Source organism: Mycobacterium palustre (assembly GCF_002101785.1).
Taxonomy (GTDB): Bacteria; Actinomycetota; Actinomycetes; order Mycobacteriales; family Mycobacteriaceae; genus Mycobacterium; species Mycobacterium palustre.
This window is the reverse complement of the sequence record NZ_LQPJ01000136.1, coordinates 221,487-246,300: the sequence shown is the minus strand read 5'-3', so window position 1 is coordinate 246,300 and position 24,814 is coordinate 221,487. Positions and strand designations below refer to the sequence as shown.

Sequence of the window (24,814 nt, the reverse complement as noted above, 5' to 3'; positions counted from 1 at the left end):
CCCGTGAAGCTCGACGACCTGTGTGAGCTGTTTGACCGGCAGGCGTTCCCCGACGCGAACGCGCGTGAGCATCCGGACAAGGACGCGGTCCTTGCCGCCCGGGCGGCGGTAACCGCGGCCGTCCGTGACGATCACTTTCTCGTCGATTGCTTGGCATACGAGCTGACCCGACTCGAGCAACGGCGAGGCCTGCGTCCCGGATTGGTTCCGTTCTTCACCGTGCCCGGATTCGGAATCCGCTTTGCGTTTGGATACTGGCCCCCGGGTCGCAACGCCGGGGCCCACGAGCACACGGCGTGGACGATCACAGGTGTCTGCCATAACGAGCTGATCGTCGAGACCTACGACCGCGATGAGTCGTACCGCCGACAGACCCTGGTCCCGAAGAACCGCTTCGACGCTCCCGCCGGACAAGTCGGCTTCATCTATGAGCCGTGCATCCACGATCCTCGCAACCCGACTGACCGCTGGTCGCTGTCCCTTCACGTCAGTAGTCCGCGCGACGGTGAACAGTTGGCAGACCAAGAACGATGCCTGCCGATTCTGGACAACTTCGCCGCTCGCCGGCGGACCGGTCCTGACGAGCCCTACGACGAGGTGATTGCGGCTCGACGCCGGCAGCTCAAAATCCGTGCCATCGCCCAGTACCTCGCCCAAGTCGAGGCCGTTCCGGTCGTGGACTTGCTTGAGCGTTGCGTGCGGCAAAGTTCCTTGTCCACCCGGCGGTTCATCCACGGCCTGGGCAGAACCGACGTGACCAACGCCGGCCCGCCGACGGCGCGGACCCCTACGCGCGCCCACGAGAAGCTGGTGCTCGACTATCGAGAAACCGGCGACTTCGTCGCTCTGGGGGTCGTGACACCCCGCGGTTGGGTAGAAGAGTTCGCCGTTTCGCGCATCGCGCGCGAGGCCATCGACTTTTGCGTCAGGACACCACGATTCGAGGTGCGGGACCTCCCGGGAAGCTTGACCGACGAAGAGCGATGGGCGATCGCCGAAGTGCTGGAAGAAAGCGCCCTGTTCACCGCCGACGCCAGCGGATGAGACCGGGGACGTCGCGCTAACCGCGGGTCATCGCGTAATACGCGCCCCGGCGGGCCATCAGCTCGGCATGGGTGCCCCGCTCGACGATCCGGCCGGCGTCGAGCACCAGGATCAAGTCCGCGTCGCGGATCGTCGAAAGACGGTGGGCAATAATGAAACTCGTGCGGTCCCGGCGCAGCTCGCGGGTGGCGTGCGCGATGAGCAGCTCGGTGCGGGTGTCGACCGAGCTGGTCGCTTCGTCCAGGATGAGCAACTTGGGGCGGGCCAGAAACGCCCGCGCGATGGTGATCAGTTGCTTTTCACCGGTACTGATGTTGGCGGCGTCGTCGCTGACCCAGGTGTCGTAGCCGCCTGGCAGCGTCCGCACGATCCGGTCCAGGTGGGCCGCCTTGGCCGCCTCGATGATTTCGTCCCGCCCGGCGCCGGGCCGTCCGTAGCCGATATTCTCGGCGATCGTCCCGCCAAACAGCCAGGTGTCCTGCAACACCATCCCGATCCGGGAGCGCAGCGAATGCCGGCTGAGCGTCGTGATGTCGATCCCGTCGATCAGGATCCGGCCCGAGTCGACGTCGTAGAAGCGCATCATCAGGTTCACCAGCGTGGTCTTGCCCGCTCCGGTCGGCCCGACGATCGCCACCGTGCTGCCGGGTTCGGCCACCAGCGACAGATCGTGGATCACCGGGGCACCGGGGCGGTAGGAGAAGGTGACGTGCTCGAACTCCACGCGGCCACTTCGGATATCGCCGGCGGAGACGGCTGCGGCGCTGTCAGGCGTCTCCTCGGCCGCATCGAGCAAATCGAACACCCGCTCGGCGCTGGCCACCCCGGACTGCAACGTTTGGTACATGCTGGCCACCTGAGTCAAGGGCCCGTTGAACTGGCGGACGTACTGGATGAATGCCTGGACGCCGCCGAGGGTGATCTGACCGGTCGCCACCTGTAGCGCGCCGACGACCGCGACCGCGACGTAGGTGAGGTCACCGAGGAACATGGTGGCCGGCGACAACAGGCCGGACAGAAATTGCGCGCGGAAGCTGGGGCGGTAGACGTCCTCGTTGAGTTCGTCGAATCGCTGCAGCACTTGGCGCCGGTGCCCGAAGGTCTTGACCAGCGTGAAATCGCTGTAGGTCTCCTCGACGTGGGCGTTGAGCCGGCCGGTGTTTGCCCACTGCGCCACAAACATTCGCTGCGAGCGTTTGGTGATCAACCGCGTCGTCAGCAGCGACAACGGCAGGGTCAGCACCGCGATGCCCGCCAGCACCGGCGAGATCGTCAACATCATCGCCAACACCGCCGCCACCGTCAGCACCGCGATCAGCAACTGGCTGATCGTCAATGACAGCGACGTCTGCAGGTTGTCGATGTCGTTGGTGACCCGGCTGAGGAGCTCCCCGCGCGGGCGTTTGTCGAAGAAGGACAGCGGCAGCCGGTGCACCTTGTGCTCGACCTCGGCACGCAACGCCCGCACGGCGCGCTGCACGATGACGTTGAGAATCCGCACCTGCAGCCAAACCATCAGTGGCGCAAGAAGATACAACACTACCGCCAACGCGAGGGTGCGGCCGACGGCGCCGAAGTCCACGCCCACGCCGGGTGTGACGTCCATCCCGGACAACAGGTCGGCGAAGGTGTTCTCGCCCCGGGCGCGGGCGGCCGCGATGGCCTGTTCCTTGGTGATGCCGGCGGGCAGCCGCCGGCCGATGAAGCCGTCGAAGAGCAGGTCGGTGGCGCGCCCCAGGATTCGCGGTCCGATCACCCCGATCGCGATGCCGCCGAGCGCTAAGGTGACGACCAGGGCCGCAAGGCCACGCTGCGGGGTGAGCAGCTTTATCAGCCGGATCGCCGAGCCGCGGAAATCACGGGATCGTTCGGCGGGTCCCTCCACCACGCCCCGGACGGGAGTGCGGACCGCGGCCCTCACGGTGCCGACCCCCCGGTCCCGGCGGTCATCGCCTGTGAGTCGGCGAACTCGGCATAGGCGGCACAGTCTGCCAGCAGCGACTCGTGGGTTCCGTCACCGACGACCTTCCCGCCGTCGATGACGATCACCCTGTCGGCATCGACGACAGTCGAAATACGCTGCGCGACAATGATTACGGTAGCGTTACCGGTCACGTCACGAAGGCGGGCGCGAACACGGGCGTCGGTGTGGACGTCCAGTGCGGAGAAGGCGTCGTCGAACAGGTACACCGCCGGCCGGCGGATTACGGCGCGGGCGATTGCCAGGCGCTGGCGTTGACCGCCGGAAAAGTTGGTGCCGCCCTGGGCCACCGGCATCTGCAGCCCGTCCACATGTGCGCGGACGAAATCCTCGGCGCAGGCCACCCTCAGCGCGTGCCACATCTCTTTCTCGGTTGCGTCGGCCTTGCCGTATCGCAGGTTGTCCGCCACGGTTCCGGAGAACAGGTAGCTTCGCTGAGGCACGAGCCCCAGGGTCGACCAGAGCACCTCGGTGTCATAATCACGAACATCGACCTCGTCTAGGCGCACCGAGCCCGACGTGACGTCGTAGAGCCGGCAGATCAGCGAGATCAGCGTCGACTTGCCCGAGCCGGTCGACCCCACGATCGCGGTGGTGGTGCCCGGCAGCGCGGTCAGCGAGAAATCGTGTACCACTGGGCGATCGGCACCCGGGTAGCGAAATGACACTCCGGCCAGCCGCACGACGCCGCGCACAGCCTGCGGGCGTTTCGGGTTCGCCGGGCTCTGGACCGCGGGCCGGGTTGAGAGCACCTCGCCGATCCGCTTCGCGCAGACCCACGACCGGGGCACCTCCATCAAAATCCAGGTCGCCACCATCACCGACATCAGGATCTGCATGAAATAGACCAGGAACGCGATCAGCGAACCGACCTGCGTTCGGCCGGCGTCGAGGCGCAGACCGCCGAACCAGATGACCGCGACGCTGGACAGGTTGATCGTCAGGTTCGTCAGTGGCAGCATCAACCCCTGCCACTTGCCGGCGCGCAGCGCCCTTTGTGCCAGCGCGAAATTCGCCCGGTCGAATCGCTCCCGTTCGAAAGGTTCCCGGGCGAACGCCCGGATGACCCGGATACCGGAGAGCTGTTCGCGCATAACGCGGTTGACGTCGTCGACCAGCTGTTGCATGCTGCGGAACAGCGGCAGCATGTGCGAGACGATCCAGTAGTCGCACGCCGCCAGCACGGAGACGCTGAGCACCAACAGCCAGGACAGCGCGGCGTCTTGGTGCACGGCCATGACGATGCCGCCGACACACATGATCGGAGCGGTGATCAGCCCGGTGCAGCTCAATTGCACCAACATCTGCAGCTGCTGGACGTCGTTGGTGGTCCGCGTCAGCAGTGACGGTGCGCCGAACCGGGCGGTCTCGTGCGCAGAGAAGCCGGTGACGTGGTGAAAGATCGCTCGGCGCAGGTCGCGCCCGAACCCCATACCGGTCCGGGACCCGAAGTACACGGCCCCGACGCTGCACAGCACCTGCACACCGGTGACCGCGAGCATCAGCGCGCCCAGCTTGACGATCGTGTCGGTGTCGCCCTTGGCCACCCCGTCGTCGATGATGGCCGCGTTGACCGTGGGCAGGTAGAGCAGGGCCAGCGCGCTTATCACCTGGAACAGCGCGACCGCCGCGACCGGCCGACGATACGGCCGCACGTACCGTCGCACCAGCGCAAGGAGCATTTCCGTACTGTCGCACATCGCCACGCGCCTCGCGACGAACCCGCACGGCCTCCCGAACCCGGAAACTGCCCGCCCCGACGGGAATCGCCTACTGCGCCGGGCTTATCGACGACATGTGAAAGTCGGGTATCCGCAGCGGCGGCATCGCCGCCCGGGGGGCCCAATCGCCCCATTGCCGGGGAAGGGTCACCTCGCTGACGCCGGCCTGGGTCGCTCGCCGCAACAGGTCCAACGGGCTCTCGCTGAACCGAAAGTTGTTGACCGCCCCCGTCACTTCGCCGTCCTCGACCAGATAGACACCGTCGCGGGTCACTCCGGTGAGCAGCAGCGTCGTCGGCTCGACCTCACGGATATACCACAGCGTGGTGAGCAGCAGCCCGCGTTCGGTGCTGGCCAGCATCTCGGCGAGGTCCGCCCTGCCGCCGGTCATCAGCAGGTTGTCGGCGGCCACCGCGACCGGCGCCTCGAACTCCGCGGCCGCGGCCCGCGGATAGGCCAGCGCGTTGATCACCCCGTCGCGGATCCAGTCCACCCGCCCGAAATCCATTCCGTTGTCGAAGACCGACACCATCTCCGACGAGCGTGGCGCCGCGACGAAGGGCACACACGCCAGGCCGGGGGCCGACGGGTCTGAGTACAGCGACAGCGGCAGGTCGGTGAGACGCTCCCCCAGCCGGGTCCCACCGCCGGCCGACGCGAACGCGGTCCGGCCCTCCCGCGCGCCGCGCCCGGACATCCTCAGCCGCAAGCAGATCATCAGGTCGGCCACCGTCGACGGCGGCATGATCGTCTCGTATCGGCCCGGCCGCAGCTCGACGGTGCGCTGCGCCCAACCGAGCCGAGTCGCCAGCCGCTCGAGCAGCAGATCCGTTGGCACAGAGGCGAAATCCGGCGTCCCGACACCCGCCCAGGCGCTGGCCGCGCCGCGTTTGGCGGTGATCTCCACCGAACCGGTGGGCTGGGTGTAGCGCCGCCGCAGCCCGGTCGACGAAGCCAGAAACGTCGTCTCCAGCACGTGGCGCGCGTAGCCGTACAACTGGTCACCGCCACGGAATCCCCGGCTCAACGGCCCGGCGAGGTCCGCAAACACCTCGACGCCGGTGCCGGGAGTCGGCGCGTCCCAGTCGTCGGGCGGGCCCGGACCGGCGAGTAGGGGCGCGGCGTCGCGCGCCGCCGGGGCCGAGCGTGCCGCCTCCTGGCAAGCGACCACCAGCTCGGGAATCACCGCCGGGTCCACCTCGGCAAAGCGCAGCGACCAAACACGCGCGCTATCCGCAAGGCGCACAACGGAAATCACGGTGGTGCTGCGACTGACCGACATACCGTTGGTGGTCATCGAGTTGTTCGCCCAGCGCAGCGACGCCTCGTCGCGGTCGGTGACCAAAACCAGGGTTTCATCGGCCCCACCCGACCGGGCCGCCTCATCCAAAACGAGCTCGACGACCTGCTGTGCGGGGATCATTTGCTGCCTCCGACGCGGGCGTTGAGCACGTTGACGCCGCGGAACAACGCCGACGGGCAGCCGTGGCTGACGGCGGCCAACTGCCCGGGCTGGGCTTTGCCGCACGTGAAGGCGCCGCCGAGCCGCCACGTCGACTCACCCCCCACGGCCTCCATCGAATTCCAGAAGTCGATGGTGCTCGCCTGACAGGCGACGTCGCGCAGCTGACCGCCGAGGCGACCGCCGCGGATGCGGTAGAACCGCTGCCCGGTGAACTGAAAGTTGCAGCGCTGCATATCGATCGAACACGATTTGTCGCCCACGACGTAGATGCCGTCGTCGACTCGCGCGATCAGGTCGGCGGTGCTGGTGGCGCCGGGGCCCGGCTGCAGCGAGACGTTGGCCATCCGCTGAATCGGGACGTGATGGGGCGAGTCGGCGTAGGAGCAGCCGTTGGAGCGCGGCTGCCCGAGCCGTGACGCGGACATCCGGTCGTGCTGATAGCCGACGAATATCCCGTCGCGCACCAGATCCCAGCGTTGGGCGGCCACCCCCTCGTCGTCGTAACCGACGCTGGCGAGGCCGAATTCGACGGTGCGGTCGGCGGTCACGTTCATCACCGGCGAACCGTAGCGCAGGGTCCCCAGCTTGTCCGGGGTGGCGAACGAGGTGCCGGCGTAGGCAGCCTCGTAGCCGAGCGCACGGTCGTATTCCGTTGCGTGGCCTATCGATTCGTGGATGGTCAGCCACAGGTTGGACGGATCGATCACCAGATCGGTGGGGCCGGCGCGCACGCTGGGCGCGCGGACTTTCTCGGCCAGCAGCGACGGCATCTGCGCGAGTTCGTCGGTCCAGTTCCAGATTTCGTCACCGGCCACCACCTCCCAACCGCGTCCCATCGGCGGCGCCAGGGTCCGCAGCGTATCGAACCCGCCGGCCGCACCTCCGACGGTCACGGCCTCGAGGGCCGGCGTCAGGCGCACCCGCTGCTGGGTGATCGACGAGCCGAACGTGTCGGCATAGAAGGTTTGCTCTTTGACCACGGTCACGTGGGCCGACACGTGGTCCACCCCGTCGCCGGCCAGCAGCCTTCCCGAATACTCCTGCAGGAGGCCGACCTTGTCGGCGGTGGGAACGGTGAACGGGTCGACCTGGTAGCTCGATACCCAGGTGGCGTCGGCATGCACGGGTTCCGGCGCCAGCTCGACGCGTTCGGTGTTCAGCGCCGCCAGCGCGGTGGCCGCCCGCACGGCCCGCCGGGCGGTGTCCGCCGCAACGTCTGGAGCCAGCTCGGCGTGCGAGGCGAATCCCCAAGTGCCGTCGACGATCACCCGGACCGCCAGGCCGAGCTCGCGGTTCGACACCGCCGCCTCCAGCTTCCCGTCGCGCAGCTGGATGGTTTCGGTAGCGATGCGGTGCACCCGCAAGTCGGCGTGCGCGGCCCCGCAGGCTCGGGCCGCCGACATCGCGGCGTCGGCTAGCCGCTGGCGAGGAAGGCTCAGGAAGTCGGCATCGATCTCCCGATTCGAGATCACCAAGGTCCCCTCCTCTCGGAGTTCTTGGCCGAACGCCCGACATGTATCACACGGCAGGAACCCGCCGCGCGGTCTCGCTCGGAATGAGTGCCGCGTTGGTAGCATCTGCGCATGCTGTTGGCCGGGAGCATGGCCGGTGAATGAGCCGCCCGGTGCGGGCACGACGGGCACGCGCCGTCGCCGGCCCCGCGGACCCCGGCGCATCGGCGACCGGGCGGCGGCCGCGCTGATGATCACGGCGGTCGCGGCCGCCGGCTGCGGGCGGGCCACGCCCACCGCGCACACGAGCTCTCCGCAGGGCGCGCCGACCTCCGCGGCGCCGATGATGGCCTCCGCGCAACTCGACTCCGTCCTGCTCACGGTGGCGGACGTCAACACCGCGATGGGCGCCTCGGACATGCAGCCCACCTCGCCGATCGAGCATGCGACATGGACGGTCGACAGGACGCTGTCCAACCTCGACTGCCGCGCCGCATTCTTCGTGGCTGAAGCAGCCGTGTACCAGGGCAGCGGATACACCGCGGTCAGCGCCCAGGGGCTGCACGAAGTGGGAGACGATCCGCACCACCGTGTCGGGCAGGCGGCGGTCACCTTCCCGTCGGCCGACCTGGCGGTGGCCTTCGTGCGGGCCTCGGCGGCCAAGTGGCGCGCCTGCGCCGGGCAGACCATCACCGCACACCACATGGGGCGGGACTACCTGTGGACCGTCGGAAATCTCGGCGGGGATGTTCCGGCGATCACGCAGCCACACACGCTCGAAGGCGGCAACGGATACACCTGCCGCCATGCGCTGCGCGCCGTCGTGAACGTGGTCCTCGACGTCAACGCCTGCGCATATCAGCTCGGCGACCAAGCCAGCCAGATCGCTGACAAGATGGCGGCCACCGTCACCCGGCAAGCGCACTGACGGCGCGATGGAGCGGGACCGCAATGAACAACTCGATGTGGGTCGCCGCTTTGGCCACCTGCACTTTGGTCGCCGGGTGCGTTGGCGATCCGGTCCCCACGGCGACGTCATCGCCGCCGGCCCCACCCTCGCCTTCGCCACCGATCGCTGCTTCGGCATTGCCGGGATTGTTGCTCAACACCGAGCAGGTAAACACCACCATGGGCGCGACCGGCATGACCGTCGAGGACGGCAAGAACTACACGCAGATGTCGACCGGCGAGGGCACACCGGCCGAATGCGCGGCGGTGGCCATACCGGCCGCGGCCCCCGCCTACGCCGGCAGCGGGTGGACGGGCTACCAAGGTCAGGTTTTGTTCGAGCCGGGAGACCAGCCCGCGCATTACGTTGACCAGGACGTCGTGGCGTTTCCCTCCGCGGGCCAGGCCACGGGGTTCTACCGGCACGCGGCGGAGCTGTGGCGCGGCTGCGCCAATCGCAGCTATGCGGCCGACCCGCCCGACCCGGGGAAGAGCGGAACGTGGGATGTCGGGCCGGTCGACGACTCCGGCGGAACGTTGACGGCGACCCGGCGGAGCGAGAGACACGTCGGCTGGCGCTGCCAGCGCGCCCTCACGGTCGCCAACAACGTGGTGATCGACGTCATGGCATGTGCCTACAGCGAGGCGAACGGCTTCGCGGCGGCGTTGGCCAAGCAGCTGGCCGCCAACATCGCGCTCGCGTCGGGGGCCGGAAATCGCGGCAGGTAGCCGTCCCCAAAAGCGGCCGGCCCCGAAAGGGGCGTCGCTCAGGCGGATTCAGCCGGTGCTACGGCTGGTTCGCTCGCTCAGGAAGTTCGACCACGACACCACCTCGGGGTGCTGCTTGAGCAGAGCCCGCCGTTGACGCTCGGTCATGCCGCCCCAGATGCCGAATTCGACCCGGTTGTCCAACGCCTCGGCCGCGCACTCCCGCATCACCGGGCAGTGCCGGCAGATCGAAGCGGCCTTGCGCTGGGCCGCCCCCGTCACGAAGAGCCTGTCGGGATCGGAGTCGTTGCATAACGCTTTCGACACCCACCCGGCCGTTTCGCCCGTGTCCGCGCTGCGCACCACGCCCCGCACGCCCACGCCGTGCGGTCTGGGACCGGTAGGCCGTGACGCCGACATCAGCTGCTCCCTTCGCCCCTCGAGAGATTCCCCCTGATTTCCCCTGAACGCGACGCCTAAACTACACAAGCCAAATAGCCGCCACGCCTCAGAGCTCCTTGTGCGGCACGTCGGTCACCAGGCCGCCGTCCATGACGAACTCGCTGCCGGTCGTGTAGGACGACTCGTCGCTCGCGAGGAATAGGACGAACGTCGACACCTCCCGCGGCTCGCCGGGGCGGCCGAGGGGCACGGTGACCATGTCCTCGGGCAACTTGGCGGTCATCGGGGTACGGATGAAGCCTGGATGGATGGAGTTCACCCGGATGTTCATCGGCGCCAATTCCAGGGCCGCGGACTTGGCCAGGCCGCGCACCGCCCACTTCGACGCGACGTACGGGTGGACGGCCGGCGCGCCGCGCAGCCCCTCGATCGAGGACACGTTGATGATCGAGCCGCCGCCGGCCGCGGTCATCGGCTCGACGGCCACCCGCATCCCCAGGAACGTGCCGGTCAGGTTGACGTCAATCACCTTCTGCCACTTGGCCAGATCGAAATTCTTCAACTGCCCGAGCGCCACGATGCCGGCGTTGTTGACCAACACGTCGAGCTTCCCGAACTCGCCGGTCGCCGTCGCGACCGCGGCGTCCCACTGGTCGGGCTGCGTGACGTCGAGGTGCACATAGCGCGCCGCTTCCCCGATCTCGTCGGCCAGCGCCTTGCCCTCGTCGTCGAGGATGTCGCCGATGACCACCTTGGCGCCCTCTTCGACGAGCAGCCGCGCGTGCGAGGCGCCCATTCCACGGGCACCGCCACTGATCAGTGCAACTTTGCCGTCTACCCGTCCCACGCGGGGTCTCCTTTCGGTTAGGTGGTCACCAAATCTGTTGGCGCGTAAAGACCCTTGCCCGTGACCAGCGGCAGGTCGAGCGTGGTCCGGATGCCCGGCGGCGCGGCGACCACCGCGGGGATGGCGTTGACGATGCGGCCCGCGGCGCCGACGATCGCGGCGTGGTTGTGGTCGCCCTTGCGGCTGCTCGGAACGACGTCCACGGCATAGGACGGTTCCCCGGTGATCTCGACGCGATACGAGCCGCCACCCGCCGCGGGTTGCGGCCAGTCGGGCCGCAGGTCGGGCCGCAGCCGGGTGACGTGCTCGACGACGATGGCCGGGCGGCCGTCGACCATGCCGCGGATTTCGAACTGCAGCGCGGCCAGGGTGCCCTTGGCCACCCGGCCCACCGCGATGTCGAAGTCCTCGGGCGCCGGCTCGCGCTGGTATGACTCGGTGATCTGGTCGATCTCGATGCCCAGGCCCGCCGCCAGCTGGCGGATCGCCGCTCCCCACGCGATGCCCAGCACACCCGGCTGCAGCAGCATCGGCACCTCGTCCAGCGGCCGGCCGAATCCCATGTAGTGCATGACCTCGGGGCCGTCGTAGCTCGCGTAGTCGGCGATCTCCATGCAGCGCACCCGCTCGATGCGCTGGCACGTCCCGGCCAGCGCGAACGGAAGCAGGTCGTTGATGAACCCGGGGTCGACGCCGTTGATGAAGATGCTCGAATTGCCTTGCTGGGCGGCGCTTTCCACTCGGGCAATGTACTTGTCGGGCATGACGCCCCAAGGGTATTGCAGCAGCCCCGGAGAAGATCCGACCACGTTGATGCCGGCGGCAAGGATGCGCATGACGTCGGCCATCGCGTCCGGCAGGCGGGTGTCGCCCATGGCGCAGTACACGACGCATTCGGGCTTGGTGGCCAGCACGGCGCCCAGGTCGTCGACGGCGGCAATGCCGGTGGCGACGCCGGCCCCGCACAGCTCCCCGGCGTCCTTGCCGACCTTGTCTTGCGACGACACGCACAACCCGGTCAGCTCGAACTGCGGATTGGTGACGAGCTCGGCAAGGGCCGGCCGTCCGACGTTTCCCGTACCGACGTGCGCGACGCGGATCGCCATGAGAGTCTCCGTCCCTCGAACGCTCAGAAACTTTTCTAGACAGTAGTCCACAATTTGAGTGACGCCTACCGCTCCCGGCTTGCCTCCGGCATGCAAAATGGAAACGCTGATGGCACAACGCGACGACGTCCGATTCACCTCCGGCGACGACCGGATCAGCGCGTGGCTGTACCGGCCGAAAAGCGACGCCGCCGGCGCCCCGGCCCCGCTGCTGGTGATGGCGCACGGCCTGGGTGCGGTGCGCACCATGCGGCTGGACGCCTATGCCGAGCGTTTCAGCGCGGGCGGCTACGCCTGTTTGGTGTTCGACTATCGCAACTTCGGTGACAGCGAAGGCCAACCGCGCCAGCTGCTCGACATCGGCATGCAGCTGGCGGACTGGGCCGCGGCGGTGGACTACGCCCGCACCCTCGAGGGCATCGATCGCAACCGAATCGGCCTGTGGGGCACGTCGTTTGGTGGCGGGCACGTGATCGCCACGGCGGCCCGCGTGCCGGGCATCAAGGCCGCGGTGGCCCAGTGCCCGTTCACCGACGGCGTCGCTTCCGCGCGCACGCTGAGCCCGTTGATCTCCGCGCGCCTCGCCCTGCTGGCGGCGCGGGATCTGGTGGCAGCCCGGTTGGGCAAAGCCCCCGTGACGGTCCCCGCGGCCGGCAGGCCGGGCGAGGTGGCCCTGATGAACGCGCCCGACGCGTATCCCGGCTATCTGCGGCTAGTGCCCGAGGGCCAAACGGTGCCCAACGAGATCGCCGCCCGGCTGGGTTTGCGGATCATCACCTATCGCCCGGGCCGGCTAACCGGCAAGGTCCCCTGCCCCATCCTGTTCTGCGTCTGCGAAGCCGACTCGGTGGCGCCCGCGGTTCCGACGCTGCGCTACGCGGCCAAGGCTCCGCGGGGAGAAGTCAGGATGTACCCCGAGGGGCACTTCGACATCTATGTCGGCGATGCGTTCGAGCGGGTGGTCGCCGACCAGATCGCTTTCCTCGACAGGCATCTCAAACGGGTAAGCGCCTAGAAACTTGGCCGAAACTCCAGATTCGCCGGCTGGACAGATCTAGTCTCTGTCCGTACCTAATGCCTACGGTTGCGGATAAGTCCCGGTTCGGGCGGGAAGGGGCCCGTGGGAAAGGAGGGGGATATGTCATCGTTAACAACCGCCCCTGAGGCGTTGACCGCTACGGCCGCCGATGTGGAGAACATCGGATCGGCGATTCGGTCCGCGGGTGCGAAAGCCGCCGCCCCGACGACCGGTTTGCTGGCGGCCGCCGAGGACGAGGTGTCGGCGGCGATCGCTAATCTGTTCGCCGACTACGGCCGGGAATACCAAGCGCTCGTCTCCCAGGCGGCCGCGTTCCACACCCAGTTCACCCAGGCGTTGACGGCCGCCGCGACCGCCTACATGCAGGCCGAGACGGCGAATGCGGCGCTCGTGCAGTCGATGTTGGGGGCCGCGCCGGTCGCCGGCGGGTCGGGCGGCGTCAGCGCCCTGGCGACCACGCTGGGCTCGGCCTCAGGCGACCCCCTCTACGCGTTGATCATGGGCGGCACCAACAACCCGCTGCCGGATCCGATCTATCTGAACAGCGTCTTCAACTCCTACATACTGCCGAGGTTTCCGGGCGTTTCAACGCCGCCTTTACCCCTATTCACCCCCGAGCAGTTCTGGCCGGTGACCCCCGCGCTCGGCAACATGACGTTCGGCCAGTCCGTCGCTCAAGGGGTGGGCTTGCTGCACAACGCGCTCTTCGGGCCGACCGGTGTGATCACCCAAGGAAACAGCGCCGTCGTCTTCGGCTACTCGCAGAGCGCCACGATCGTCACCAACGAGATCAACGCGCTGATGGCGGCGGGCTCGCCGAATCCCGGCCAGCTGTCCTTCGTGCTGGTCGGCAACCCCAACAACCCCGTCGGCGGCATCCTGGAGCGCTTCCCCGGCTTCTACATCCCGTTTTTGGACGTGGCGTTCAACGGGGCGACCCCGCCCAATTCGCCGTACCCGACCTCGATTTACACGCTCCAATACGACGGCATCGCCGACCTGCCCCAGTACCCGCTCAACCTGGTGTCGGACCTCAACGCCCTCATGGGGTATTTCTACGTCCACAGCTTGTATCCGGACCTGACCGCGTCCCAGATCGCCAACGCGGTGCATTTGCCCACGTCGCCCGGCTACCACGGCACGGACTACTACATGATCATGAGCCAGGACCTGCCGCTGCTGCAGCCGATCCGCGACATCCCCTACGCCGGTCCCCCGATCGCCGACATTTTCCAGCCCGACCTGAGGGTGCTGGTCGACATGGGCTACGGCGACTACGGACCCGGGCTGAACTACGCGAACATCCCGACCCCGGCCGGGCTGTTCGAGATCCCCAACCCGTTCACGATCGTCCCCGACCTTGCCTTGGGCGCCGTCCAGGGCCCGTACGGCGCCGCGGTGGAGATTGGGGTGGAGGCCGGACTGTTGTCGCCGTCATACTTCCCCGACACCTACCCGTGGGTGCCGTCGATCAACCCGGGCCTGAACATCTTCCTCGGCCAGCCGAGCACGACGTTGCTCTCCCTGCTGAGCGGTGCGGCCGGAAACGTGCTGCACATCATCCCGCCACCCGTCTTCCCCTGACCCTAGGGTCCGAGCGGGGACTGGGTCCGGACCGACTCGTCGCGGATGAGGCCGCGCAGCAGCGCGGTGCTGAACTCGGCGGCGATTTCCTTGGCGGTGCGCCGCCCGTGCGGGCGCAGCCACCGATAGCTGCCCAGCGTCATCCCGATGTAGCCCAGCGCCACCACGTGCGAGTCGCACTCAAAGAATTCGCCGCTGGCGATGCCGCGGTCGATGAGCCCGTGCACGTGCTCGTAGACCTGGGCCTCCTTCTCGCGGACCTCGGCGACCTGCTCGGCGGTGAACCACTCGGTGATGTAGGGCTGCTCCTGGAAGTACACGGCGGCCCGCTCGGGGTTGGCCGCGATCCCGGTGAGCAGGCGGACGGTGTACTGGTAGAGCGCCTCCCGGGCGGTCCACGACGGGTCGTCGTGCACGGCGGCCAGCGTGCCCTCGGCGGCCTGGCGGTAGATGTCGAACAGGATCAGCGATTTGCTGGCGTAGTAGTGGTAGACCGTCGCCTTGTTCAGCCCGATCACGTCGGCGACGTCGTCCATCCGGGTGCCGTGGTAGCCGCGGGCGGCGAACAGCTTGGTGGCCACGGCCAGCAACTCCTCGCGGCGCGTCAGCCCGTTCTCGGATGGCATCGGTACTCTCTATCGTCACGGCGCGCGGCGGCGGTCCACCCCGCGGAAAAGCAAAGTATCAATCAACTGGTTGGACAGTTTAAGGGCACGCGCTGCTGTCGCAGCGCCGCCCATGGGACTAAGCTGCGAAGTCGAACCGGTCGCGAGTCGAGAGGTGGGGAAATGGATCCGAGTCCAGACTACGACATGAGCGACGAGATCGAATTCTTCATGCGTTACGTGCCCTGGGGCCTGCGCGGCGTGGTCGACGGCAACGGGTACCCGCCGCCCCCCTACCCGCCGGTCTAGCTCTCAGCACGCCAATAGTGGTGACCCGCTTCGCCCAGCTCCGCTGCGCTCGCGATCACCACGCCTACAACGCCTTTAGTTCCTCGGTGACCTCGGTCACCGACTTTTTCGCGTCCCCGAACAGCATCGTGGTGCCGGCGGCGTAGAACAGCGGGTTGTCGATGCCCGCGAAGCCCGAGTTCATGGAGCGCTTGAGCACGATCACCGACTTGGCCTTGTCGACGTTGAGGATCGGCATGCCGTAGATCGGGCTGGACGCTTCGTTGCGCGCGGCGGGGTTGGTGACGTCGTTGGCGCCGATGACGATCGCCACGTCGGTGCGGGCGAACTCGTCGTTGATGTCGTCCATGTCCTTCATGGCGTCGTAGTCCACCTCGGCCTCGGCCAGCAACACGTTCATGTGCCCGGGCATCCGGCCGGCCACGGGGTGAATCGCATACTTGACCGCCACGCCCTTTTCTTCCAGCAGGCTCGCCATGTCCTTGACGGCGTGCTGCGCCTGCGCGACGGCCAGGCCGTAGCCGGGCACCACGATCACCTGGTTGGCGTAGGCCATCTGGATCGCCGCGTCGGCGGCCGAGGTCGCCTTGACGGTCTTGTCGCCGCCATCACCACCGCTCGGGGCCACCCCGCCGCCGCCGAATCCGCCGGCCACGATCGCCGGAATGGACCGGTTCATCGCCTTGGCCATCAGGTTGGTCAGGATCGAGCCGGAGGCGCCGACGATCATGCCCGCGACGATCATCGCGGTGTTGTTGAGCGCCAGACCGGCCGCCGCGGCCGACAGCCCGGTCATCGCGTTCAGCAGCGAGATGACCACCGGCATGTCGGCGCCGCCGATGGGCAGGACCACCATCAGCCCCAGCACGCCGGCGGCGGCCAGCAGGCCGATCATCCACCACAGCGACACCCCGCCGGTGCCCGGATGCGCGTGCACGCCGATGACCACCGCTGCCGCGATGGCCGCGGCCAGCAGCAGCAGGTTGATCGGTTGCTGGGCCCGGCCGAAGCCGATCGGCGAGCCGGAGATGATCTCCTGCAGCTTGCCGAAGGCGATGATCGAACCCCAGAACGAGACCGACCCGATGATCGCGGCGAACAGCGACGCCACCACGATGTGCACGGTCGGCGACTCGCCGTGTTGGAAGGCCGAAAACCCGCTTGTCTCAATGAATTCCGATAGCGCGATGAGTGCGACCGTGCCGCCGCCGACGCCGTTGAAGAACGCCACCAGCTGCGGCATGGCGGTCATCTTGGTCCAGCGGGCCGGCGGGACGCCGAGCGCGACGCCCACCACCAGGGCCACGATGATCAGCACCCACTGGTCGGTGTGGCGGATCTTGATCAGCGTGGCCCCCACCGCGATGGCCATGCCGAGCGCGGCGATCAGGTTGCCGCGCACCGCCGTCTTGGGGCCGGTCAGGCCCATCAAGCCGTAGATGAAGAGCGCGAACGCGACGATGTAGAGACCGGTGACGAGGTAGTTCATTTGGCCGCCGGCGCTTCCGTCTTCTCGGCCTTGGCGGCCGGGGCTTTCTTCTTACCCTTGAACATCCCCAACATCCGGTCGGTGACGATGAACCCGCCGATGACGTTCAGCGTCCCGAACACGACGGCGACGAACAGGATGATCTGCACCGCCAGCGACGGGTGCTCGACCGCGCCGAACACCACCAGCGCGCCGAGCACCACGATGCCGTGGATGGCGTTGGTGCCCGACATCAGCGGGGTGTGCAGCGTGTTGGGCACCTTGGAGATGACCGCGAAGCCGACGAACCCGGACAGCACCAGGATCGCGAGGTTTTGCAGCAGTTCGTCATACATCTATGCGCCTTCTTTCCCGGCACGAGTGACACAGGCCGCCGCCACCACCTCGTCGTCGAAGTCAGGGGCCAGCTTGCCGTTTTTGATCAACAGCTCGAGCAGCGCCGTGATGTTCTTGCTGTACAGCTCGCTGGCGTGCTCGGGCATGGTCGCGGGCAGGTTCAGCGGGGCGGCGATGGTGACGTCGTGCTTGACCACCGTCTTGCCGGGTTCGGCGAGCTCGCAGTTGCCGCCGGTCTCCCCGGCCAGGTCCACCACCACGCTGCCGGGCTTCATCGCCTCCACCGCGGCGGCGGTCACCAACCGGGGCGCGGGGCGTCCCGGAACCAGCGCCGTGGTGATCACCACGTCGAACCCGCTGATCGCCTTCTCCAGGGCCTTCTGCTGCTGGGCGCGTTCCTCGTCGGTGAGCTCGCGCGCGTAGCCACCCTCACCGGAGGCCGCCACGTCTTTGTCGCCGAGCGACAGCCACTGCGCGCCCACCGAGCGCACCTGGTCGGCCACCTCGGGGCGCACGTCGTACCCGGAGGTCCGCGCGCCGAGGCGTTTGGCGGTGGCCAGCGCCTGCAGCCCGGCCACCCCGACCCCGAGCACCAGCACCGAGGCCGGCTTCACGGTGCCGGCCGCCGTCGTCAGCATGGGGAAGAACCGGGTGGACTCCGAGGCCGCCAGCAGCACCGCCTTGTAGCCGGCGACGTTGGCCTGCGACGACAGCGCGTCCATCACCTGCGCCCGCGAGATGCGGGGAATGGCCTCGAGCGCGAACGCCTGCACGCCCGCCTCGGTGAGCGCGCCGATCGAATTGTCGGCGTTGCGCGGCGCCAGGAAGCCGATCAGCGTCTGCCCGCTGCGCAGCCGGCTGACCTCGGTGGCGGTCGGCGGCGCGACCTTGACGACCACGTCGGCCGCCCAGGCGTCCCCGATCGTGGCGCCGGCCTGCGTGTAGAGATCGTCGGGAAGCAGCGCGCCTTCGCCCGCGCCCGACTCGACCACCACCGCCACACCGCTGTTGACCAGCGTCGCTACCGCCTTGGGCACCAGCGCGACGCGCCGCTCGCCGGTCCCGGACTCGGCGACGACGCCGACGGTCGTCTGCGAATCTGTCATGGCGCGTATATCCACTTTCCTTACCTAGGGCTTGCCGCAGTCACCCTAACCGCCGCTACCAGAGGGGAATATCTTGCCCGTGCTCGGACGCGGGACGCGGCCCGAAGTAGCGGCGCTGCGACTCGTCGATGGGCACGTCGTTGATGCTGGCTTCGCGGCGCGCCATCAACCCCGACGCGGTGAACTCCCACAGCTCGTTGCCGTAGCTGCGGTACCACTGGCCGGTGCGGTCGCGGCACTCGTATTGGAACCGCACGGCGATGCGGTTTTCGCGGAAGCCCCACAGGCTCTTGCGCAGCGCATAGTCGAGTTTGCGTTCCCACTTGCGGGTCAAAAACGCCACGATCTGGTCGCGGCCGACGATGTGTTCGTCGCGGTTGCGCCATTGCGAGTCGGGCGTGTAGGCCAGGCTGACACGATGCGGGTCGCGGGTGTTCCAGGCGTCCTCGGCGGCCTGGACCTTCTGGGCGGCCGTCTCGAGGGTGAACGGCGGGAACGGGGGGCGCGATTCGGTCATGCCATACATCGTGCTCGCCCCGCCTCAGCCCCGCCCGCTCACGGCGCGTGTCCTATCGTGACGGTCATGGACTTTGCGATGTCGGCCAAAGCCAGCGACTACCACAAGCGGCTGTCCGACTTCATGACCGAATACGTCTTCCCGGCCGAGGCCGAATACGAGAAGTACCGGCACGAGGCCGGCCCGGACGATCATACCGTCCCGCCGGTCATCGAGGAGCTGAAGACCAAGGCCAAGGCGGCCGGGCTGTGGAACCTGTTCCTGCCGGCCGAGTCGGGCCTGACCAATCTCGAGTACGCCCCGCTGGCCGAGATCACCGGCTGGAGCCTAGAGATCGCGCCCGAGGCGCTCAACTGCGCGGCGCCCGACACCGGCAACATGGAGACCCTGCACCTGTTCGCCACCGAAGAGCAACGCAAGCAGTGGCTCGAACCGTTGTTGAACGGGGAGATTCGCAGCGCCTTTTCGATGACCGAGCCCGCCGTCGCCAGTAGCGACGCCCGCAACATCGAAACCTCGATCGTGCGCGACGGCGCCGACTACGTCATCAACGGGCGCAAGTGGTGGACGTCCGGCGCGGCCGACCCGCGCTGCAAGATCCTGATCGTGATGGGCCGCACCAATCCCGAGGCGGCGAGCCACCAGCAGCAGTCGATGGTCCTGGTGCCGATCGACACCCCCGGCGTGACGGTGGTCCGCTCGACGCCGGTGTTCGGCTGGCAGGACCAGCACGGCCACTGCGAGATCGTCTACGACAACGTGCGGGTGCCGGCCACCAACCTGCTCGGCGAGGAGGGCGCGGGCTTCGCGATCGCGCAGGCCCGGCTCGGGCCCGGCCGCATCCACCACTGCATGCGCGCGCTGGGCGGGGCCGAACGCGCTCTGGCCCTGATGGTGCACCGGGCCAACAACCGGATGGCGTTCGGCCGGCCGCTGGCCGACCAAGGCGTGGTGCGCGAGTCGATTGCCAAGTCCCGCAACGAGATCGACCAAGCCAGGCTGCTGTGCGAAAAGGCGGCGTGGACGATCGACCAGCACGGCAACAAGGCCGCGCACTTGCTGGTTTCGCAGATCAAGGCGGTCGCCCCGCGGGTGGCCTGCGACGTCATCGACCGCGCCATCCAGGTGCACGGGGCCGCCGGCGTCAGCGACGACACCGTGCTGGCCCGGCTCTACGGCTGGCACCGCGCGATGCGGATCTTCGACGGACCCGACGAGGTGCACATGCGGACCATCGCGCGCGCCGAGATCGGTCGGGAGCAGTCCGCGCTCGCCGCGGCGGTCACCCGGCATGGCTGAGGCGGCCGTCCGGGAATTGCCGGGAGCGTGGAACTTTCGTGACGTCGCCGACGGCGCGACGGCGTTGCGGCCGGGACGGCTGTTCCGGTCCAGCGAGTTGAGCCGGCTCGACGACGACGGGCGCGCGGCGCTGCGCCGGCTGGGCATCACCGATGTCGCCGATCTGCGTGCGGCCCGCGAGGTGGCCCGGCGCGGCCCGGGGCTGGTGCCCGAGGGCGTCGAAATCCACCTGCTGCCGGTTCCCGACTTGTCCGATCGAACCTCAGAGGGCGAGCAGGCCGAGGGTGCGGCGCCGCACGAGGAGGCGTTCCAGCGACTGCTGCGCGGGCAACCCGACGGCTCCGGCGAACCCGTCAACGAGGCCGCGGCCCGCTTCATGACCGACGAGTACCGACGGTTCCCGACCCGTAACGGCGCGCAGCGCGCGCTGCGCCGCGTCGTCACGCTGCTGGCCGCGGGTCGGCCCGTGCTCACCCACTGCTTCGCCGGCAAGGACCGCACCGGCTTCGTCGTCGCGACCGTCCTCGAGGCGGTCGGCGTCGACCACGACGCCATCGTCGCCGACTATCTGCGCAGCAACGACGCCGTGCCCGAACTCCGGACGCAAATCTTCGAGATGATCCAGCAGCGCGGCGATACCGAGCTGACGCCGGAGGTGGTCACCTTCACCGAGGCTCGCCTGTCCGATTGGGTGCTCGGGGTCCGCCCCGAGTATCTGGCCGCGGCGCGACAGACGATCGACGAGGAGTTCGGGTCGTTGGGCGCCTACCTCGCCGACGCCGGCATCACCGACGCCGACGTCGATCGCCTGCGTGACGCGCTGCTCGCCTGAAAGCCGCCTCCCCGCCGCGGGATCGCTTCAGCCGCGGGCGATTTCATGGCCGAGGGGCGTCGGGCCTTGGCCTGCCCGGCATTTCACGACTTCCCGTCGATTTCGTCGCCGCCGCAACGGTCCGTCGGCGGGTTTTGTCCGGTCGCCGGAAACGACCGACACCGACGTCGTCAACGCCTTGAGCCGGGGGGGCGACGGCCACCCGGCTGCTTCCGACCGCGGACATCCTCAGTGCCGCAGCGACCGCCATCCCGGTCTAGGACTGGCGGCCCTGGCGGGCTCCTGGTGTCGAAGGCCTGGCCCCCGGGGGAGGGGCGGCGATGCGGCGCAAAACGATGCGTCAAAATGCCGCGCGCGCCGGGGCGCCCGCTCTAAGCTACTCGTGCAGGTTCCAGCGATGCACCAGCTCAACGGCTTGTCAACCTCGTCGGTTCCGCCACCACAGCCCTGCGTCCGAAAGGGAAAGCCGATGACGAGCTTGATCACGCAGCCCCAGATTTTAGCGACGGCGGCGCAGGATGCTTCGGCACTCAGGTCGGTGATCGAGGAGGCCCGGACGGCCGCGGCCGGCCCCACGACCAGCCTCGCGGCGGCCGCCGAAGACGAGGTGTCGGCCATCACCGCGCAGTTCTTCGGCGCGTTCGGTCAGGAATATCAGGCGCTGCTGCAGCAAGCGACGGCGTTCCACAACGAGTTCGCGGCGACATTGGCCGCGGCAGGAAACGCCTACGCGCAAGCCGAGGTCCAGATCGCCGCCTCGCTCGGGCTCACCGCTACGGCGAACCCCGTGTTTGCCGCGGCGACCCAAGGGGCGGACCCGGCCGTCGTCGCCAATCTGATCATGACCGGCAGCGGCACCGCGACACCGTCAATGGCTTATATGAACGCCGTCTTCAGCCGCTTTTTAAACGGCACGTTCGGCGGCCTCGGGCCTTTCACTGGCCCGCTTCAAGCGGTCTCCACCGCAGAAGGTTTATATCCATTCACTGGCGTCAAGGATCTGACGCTGGACATCTCGCTGGCCCGCGGCGTCACCGAGCTGGACAACGCGATCAACCTGGCGATCCACCCCAACACCGCCAACGCCGTCTCGATTTTGGGCTACTCGCAGAGCTCGATCATCGCCTCGCTGGAGATGCCGAAACTTCTGGCCGAGGGCTTTACCAATGGCACTGGTGGCAGCCCAATCCAGGCATACTTCACTTTGCTCGGTGATCCGGCAAACCCCAACGGCGGCCTGCTGTCCCGCTTCCCGGGCCTGAGCTTCCCGAGCCTGGGCGTCACGTTCGGCACCTCCACGCCCAGCAACGATTTCCCGACCACCATTTGGACGCTCGAATACGACGGCTTCGCCGACTTTCCGCGGTACCCGATCGACATCTTCTCCGACCTCAACGCGCTCGCGGGCATCGTCTTCGTGCACGGCACCTACCCCCGCCTGACGGATGCGGTGCTTCAAACGGCCTTCCAATTGCCGCAATCCGGTGCGCCGTCCATGACCACCTACGAGATGATCCCGACCAACGACCTGCCGCTGCTGACGCCGCTGCGGGCGATCCCGCTGATCGGCAACCCGATCGCGGACCTGGTCCAACCGGACCTGAAGCTTCTGGTCAACTGGGGCTACGGCGACCCCAACTTCGGTTTCTCAACCAGCCCCGCCGATATCCAGACGCCGTTCGGGTTCCTGCCGCCGCCGAGCGCGACGACGCAACTCGCCGCCCTCTTGCCCGGCGCCACCCAGCAGGGGGTCAGCGCCTTCGTCAACGACCTGTCGAACCTGGGCACCTCCCTTCCGGGCGCGGCGTCGTCGGGGCTCGCCGCGTTGACACTGCCCGCGGCGACGATTCCGACAACACCCACCGGCATCATCTCGGCCATCGAGGCGGCCAACAACAACATCGTCGGCACCTTCACGACCGACTTCTCGACCGCTTACGCCACGCTGCTGCCAACAGCAGACATCGGGACAGCGGTCTTTGTGACCATTCCGTCCTACGACGTGAACCTGTTCCTCAACGGGATCACCGAAGCGATCAACGGCAACCCGATTCAAGGGCTGATGGATGCGTTCGGCGATCCGATCGCCGCCGATATCGGGCTGACCACGCTCGCGGGCGGTTTCGAATTCATCAGCCTCGAGAATGCGTTCGACACGATCTTGACCGGGACACCGAACCCAGGCCCCTTCTGATCGTGTTTGCCGCCGACGAGGCCAATAACGTTGCTGCGCAAGCATATCCCGGGTTAGCATTCGACGACGAGCCGTGGTGACAAGGGGGAAGTAGCGCATGACGGGCTTGCTCGCGGAGCCACAAGTGCTGGGGGCGGCCGCCGCGGACGCTTCGGAAATCGGTTCGACGATCAACGCCGCCAGGGCGGCGGCCGCTGGCCCGACGACCGCTGTCGTGGCCGCCGCCGAGGATGAAGTGTCGGCAATCGCCGCGTCCCTGTTCGCCGCGTACGGCCAGGAATACCAGGCGATCCTGCAGCAGGCGACCGCGTTCCACGACCAATTCGCCGCGGCGTTGGCGGCCGCCGCAAGCGCCTATGCCGCGGCCGAAACGCAGGCCGCCAATACGCTCGGCTCGCTGACCGGCAATACGCTTGGCTCGCTGACCGGCAATACGGCGGCCGGGATGGCAGGAGCGACGGTGGCCAACGCGCCGCTGGCCGATCCGCCGGTCGCCGTTTCGCTGATCCTGGGCGCAAGCGGCGTGCCGATCCCGTCGCCCACCTACATCGCGGCGGCGTACGGCAAGTACATCTCTCCCTACTTCACCACCGGCAACCTACAGCCGGTGTTCACGCCGGAGGGGTTGTACCCGATCACCGGCATCAAGGATCTGACCCTGAACATCTCGGTGGATCGGGGGCTGACGATCCTGGACAACGCGATCATGCAACAGGTCAATGTCAACAACAACACTCCCGTCAACGTGTTCGGCTACTCGCAGGGCGCCATCCTGGCCGCGCTGGAGCTGCCGCAACTCGCGGCCGCCCACGTGCCGCCCTCGGCCGTGAACTTCGTGCTGGTCGGCAACGAGATGACCCCCAACGGCGGCATGCTCGCGCGCTTCCCCGGCCTCAACATCCCCAGCCTGGGGCTGCCGTTTTACGGCGGGATGGCGTCGAACCTGGGATACACCGTCATCAACAACACGATCGAATACGACGGCTTCGCCGACTTTCCGCAGTACCCGATCGACTTCCTTGCCGACCTCAACGCCGTCATGGGCATCGTGTACGTGCACGGCACCTATCTGGAAATCCCGCAGGCCCAAATCGCTTCGGCCATTACCTTGCCGACGTCTCCCGGCTACAACGGTGGCACCACCTACCGCATGATTCCGAACCCGCACCTGCCGCTCTTGGACCCTCTGCGTTCGATCCCCTATTTCGGCAACCCGCTCGCGGATTTGCTGCAACCGGACCTGAGGTATCTCGTCAACTGGGGCTACGGCGACCCGGCCTACGGTTGGTCGACCGGCCCAGCGGACATCACCACACCGTTCGGGGTGTTCCCGCCGCTCGCCGCGACCACCGCGCTGCCCGGCGACCTGATCAGCGGTGCGCAGCAGGGAATTGCTGCGGCGGCAGCCGATTTCGCGGCCCAAGGGCCGCCGCAGTTGCCGCACCTGTCGCTGTCGGGCATGGCGGGGACGCCGCTGTCGTTGCCGTCGCCCTCGATCGACGGGTTCATCAACTCCCTGCAGACGGCCAACACCAATGTCGTCAATGCGTTCGCGTCCGACTTCTCGACGGCCTACGCGACGCTGCTTCCCACCGCGGACATCGGCACCGCCGTGCTGGTCACGCTGCCGTCATATGACCTCAACCTGTTTCTGAACGGGATTTCGCAGGCCATCAGCGGCGACCCTGTCCAGGGCCTCGTCAACGCCATCGGCCAGCCCATCGCCGCCGACGTCGGCCTGGGCACGGTGGCGGGCGGCGTCGAACTCCTGATCATGGTGGACACGCTTGACACGATCGTCACCGGCACGCCGCACCCGAGCCCCTGATCG

The 24,814-nt window shown here is 67.9% G+C and carries 23 protein-coding genes; 10 read left to right on the top strand and 13 right to left on the bottom strand.

Annotated elements, in window-relative coordinates; translation table 11 throughout:
* The first annotated feature begins 3 nt into the window (after positions 1-3).
* Positions 4-1,044, top strand: a complete 1,041-nt coding sequence (locus AWC19_RS24355; protein ID WP_085080640.1) for a cupin domain-containing protein — start codon at positions 4-6, stop codon at positions 1,042-1,044.
* 16 nt (positions 1,045-1,060) lie between these two features.
* On the opposite strand, the gene AWC19_RS24350 is transcribed toward AWC19_RS24355, so the two are convergent.
* The 4 genes from AWC19_RS24350 to AWC19_RS24335 all read right to left on the bottom strand — a co-directional run bounded on the left by AWC19_RS24350 (position 1,061) and on the right by AWC19_RS24335 (position 7,683).
* Positions 1,061-2,965: an ABC transporter ATP-binding protein gene (locus AWC19_RS24350; RefSeq protein ID WP_085080639.1), complete on the bottom strand. Its 1,905-nt coding sequence runs from the start codon at positions 2,963-2,965 to the stop codon at positions 1,061-1,063.
* Positions 2,962-4,707 (bottom strand): ABC transporter ATP-binding protein, encoded by a 1,746-nt coding sequence (locus AWC19_RS24345; protein WP_085080638.1) that lies wholly within the window; start codon positions 4,705-4,707, stop codon positions 2,962-2,964. Before AWC19_RS24345 ends, AWC19_RS24350 begins: the two co-directional genes overlap by 4 nt.
* Before the next feature lie 88 nt (positions 4,708-4,795).
* Positions 4,796-6,169, bottom strand: a complete 1,374-nt coding sequence (locus AWC19_RS24340) for a metallopeptidase TldD-related protein (RefSeq protein ID WP_085080637.1) — start codon at positions 6,167-6,169, stop codon at positions 4,796-4,798.
* Positions 6,166-7,683 carry a TldD/PmbA family protein gene (locus tag AWC19_RS24335; RefSeq protein WP_142281391.1) on the bottom strand — a complete coding sequence of 506 codons (1,518 nt, stop codon included), beginning with the start codon at positions 7,681-7,683 and terminating at the stop codon, positions 6,166-6,168. Before AWC19_RS24335 ends, AWC19_RS24340 begins: the two co-directional genes overlap by 4 nt.
* A gap of 136 nt (positions 7,684-7,819) precedes the next feature.
* On the opposite strand from AWC19_RS24335, the gene AWC19_RS24330 reads away from it, so the two are divergent.
* The gene (locus AWC19_RS24330) at positions 7,820-8,590 is read left to right on the top strand and encodes a sensor domain-containing protein (RefSeq protein WP_142281384.1); all 771 of its coding nucleotides are present in this window, start codon (positions 7,820-7,822) and stop codon (positions 8,588-8,590) included.
* Here AWC19_RS24330 and AWC19_RS29750 read toward each other — a convergent pair.
* On the bottom strand, positions 8,571-8,807 hold the full coding sequence (locus AWC19_RS29750; protein WP_169718144.1) for a hypothetical protein: 237 nt from the start codon (positions 8,805-8,807) through the stop codon (positions 8,571-8,573). The two genes, AWC19_RS24330 and AWC19_RS29750, sit on opposite strands and share 20 nt — an antisense overlap.
* Between AWC19_RS29750 and AWC19_RS24325 the strand changes: the two genes are divergently transcribed.
* Positions 8,791-9,339: a sensor domain-containing protein gene (locus AWC19_RS24325; RefSeq protein WP_245849292.1), complete on the top strand. Its 549-nt coding sequence runs from the start codon at positions 8,791-8,793 to the stop codon at positions 9,337-9,339. The genes AWC19_RS29750 and AWC19_RS24325 overlap by 17 nt on opposite strands.
* Positions 9,340-9,387: 48 nt before the next feature.
* Here AWC19_RS24325 and AWC19_RS24320 read toward each other — a convergent pair whose 3' ends face one another.
* The 3 genes from AWC19_RS24320 to AWC19_RS24310 form a co-directional block, all read right to left on the bottom strand.
* Positions 9,388-9,738: a WhiB family transcriptional regulator gene (locus tag AWC19_RS24320; protein WP_085080634.1), complete on the bottom strand. Its 351-nt coding sequence runs from the start codon at positions 9,736-9,738 to the stop codon at positions 9,388-9,390.
* 88 nt (positions 9,739-9,826) lie between these two features.
* Positions 9,827-10,567: a glucose 1-dehydrogenase gene (locus AWC19_RS24315; protein ID WP_085080633.1), complete on the bottom strand. Its 741-nt coding sequence runs from the start codon at positions 10,565-10,567 to the stop codon at positions 9,827-9,829.
* A gap of 17 nt (positions 10,568-10,584) precedes the next feature.
* Positions 10,585-11,673 (bottom strand): NAD(P)H-dependent amine dehydrogenase family protein, encoded by a 1,089-nt coding sequence (locus AWC19_RS24310; protein ID WP_085080632.1) that lies wholly within the window; start codon positions 11,671-11,673, stop codon positions 10,585-10,587.
* A 109-nt stretch (positions 11,674-11,782) separates the two neighbouring features.
* Here AWC19_RS24310 and AWC19_RS24305 point away from each other — a divergent pair, with 109 nt between their 5' ends.
* Entirely contained in the window at positions 11,783-12,688 is a 906-nt protein-coding gene (locus AWC19_RS24305; RefSeq protein ID WP_085080688.1) for an alpha/beta hydrolase, read from the top strand.
* A 123-nt stretch (positions 12,689-12,811) separates the two neighbouring features.
* The gene (locus tag AWC19_RS24300) at positions 12,812-14,296 is read left to right on the top strand and encodes a PE family protein (RefSeq protein WP_085080631.1); all 1,485 of its coding nucleotides are present in this window, start codon (positions 12,812-12,814) and stop codon (positions 14,294-14,296) included.
* 2 nt (positions 14,297-14,298) lie between these two features.
* Here the strand turns inward: AWC19_RS24300 and AWC19_RS24295 are convergent, their stop codons facing one another.
* On the bottom strand, positions 14,299-14,922 hold the full coding sequence (locus tag AWC19_RS24295) for a TetR/AcrR family transcriptional regulator (protein ID WP_085080630.1): 624 nt from the start codon (positions 14,920-14,922) through the stop codon (positions 14,299-14,301).
* Positions 14,923-15,084: 162 nt separating this feature from the next.
* Between AWC19_RS24295 and AWC19_RS29410 the strand changes: the two genes are divergently transcribed.
* On the top strand, positions 15,085-15,210 hold the full coding sequence (locus AWC19_RS29410) for a hypothetical protein (protein ID WP_142281383.1): 126 nt from the start codon (positions 15,085-15,087) through the stop codon (positions 15,208-15,210).
* Positions 15,211-15,274: 64 nt separating this feature from the next.
* Here AWC19_RS29410 and AWC19_RS24290 read toward each other — a convergent pair whose 3' ends face one another.
* The 4 genes from AWC19_RS24290 to AWC19_RS24275 are packed head-to-tail and all read right to left on the bottom strand — an operon-like array spanning position 15,275 to position 18,658.
* Complete coding sequence (locus AWC19_RS24290; RefSeq protein WP_085080629.1) at positions 15,275-16,699, bottom strand: NAD(P)(+) transhydrogenase (Re/Si-specific) subunit beta; 1,425 nt, start codon at positions 16,697-16,699, stop codon at positions 15,275-15,277.
* Complete coding sequence (locus AWC19_RS24285) at positions 16,696-17,034, bottom strand: NAD(P) transhydrogenase subunit alpha part 2 (RefSeq protein WP_085080628.1); 339 nt, start codon at positions 17,032-17,034, stop codon at positions 16,696-16,698. Before AWC19_RS24285 ends, AWC19_RS24290 begins: the two co-directional genes overlap by 4 nt.
* A complete protein-coding gene (locus AWC19_RS24280; RefSeq protein WP_085080627.1) occupies positions 17,035-18,141 on the bottom strand; it encodes a Re/Si-specific NAD(P)(+) transhydrogenase subunit alpha in 1,107 nt (368 codons plus the stop codon).
* A 55-nt stretch (positions 18,142-18,196) separates the two neighbouring features.
* Positions 18,197-18,658 (bottom strand): nuclear transport factor 2 family protein, encoded by a 462-nt coding sequence (locus AWC19_RS24275; protein ID WP_085080626.1) that lies wholly within the window; start codon positions 18,656-18,658, stop codon positions 18,197-18,199.
* Between the two features lie 78 nt (positions 18,659-18,736).
* On the opposite strand from AWC19_RS24275, the gene AWC19_RS24270 reads away from it, so the two are divergent.
* The 4 genes from AWC19_RS24270 to AWC19_RS24255 all read left to right on the top strand — a co-directional run bounded on the left by AWC19_RS24270 (position 18,737) and on the right by AWC19_RS24255 (position 24,811).
* Positions 18,737-19,957, top strand: a complete 1,221-nt coding sequence (locus tag AWC19_RS24270; RefSeq protein WP_085080687.1) for an acyl-CoA dehydrogenase family protein — start codon at positions 18,737-18,739, stop codon at positions 19,955-19,957.
* Positions 19,950-20,789, top strand: coding sequence for a tyrosine-protein phosphatase (locus AWC19_RS24265; RefSeq protein WP_085080625.1), 840 nt, complete (start codon positions 19,950-19,952; stop codon positions 20,787-20,789). The genes AWC19_RS24270 and AWC19_RS24265 overlap by 8 nt, the downstream gene beginning before the upstream one ends.
* Positions 20,770-22,983 (top strand): PE family protein, encoded by a 2,214-nt coding sequence (locus tag AWC19_RS24260; protein ID WP_245849290.1) that lies wholly within the window; start codon positions 20,770-20,772, stop codon positions 22,981-22,983. The genes AWC19_RS24265 and AWC19_RS24260 overlap by 20 nt, the downstream gene beginning before the upstream one ends.
* Before the next feature lie 97 nt (positions 22,984-23,080).
* A complete protein-coding gene (locus AWC19_RS24255; protein WP_085080623.1) occupies positions 23,081-24,811 on the top strand; it encodes a PE family protein in 1,731 nt (576 codons plus the stop codon).
* The last annotated feature ends 3 nt before the right edge of the window (positions 24,812-24,814 follow it).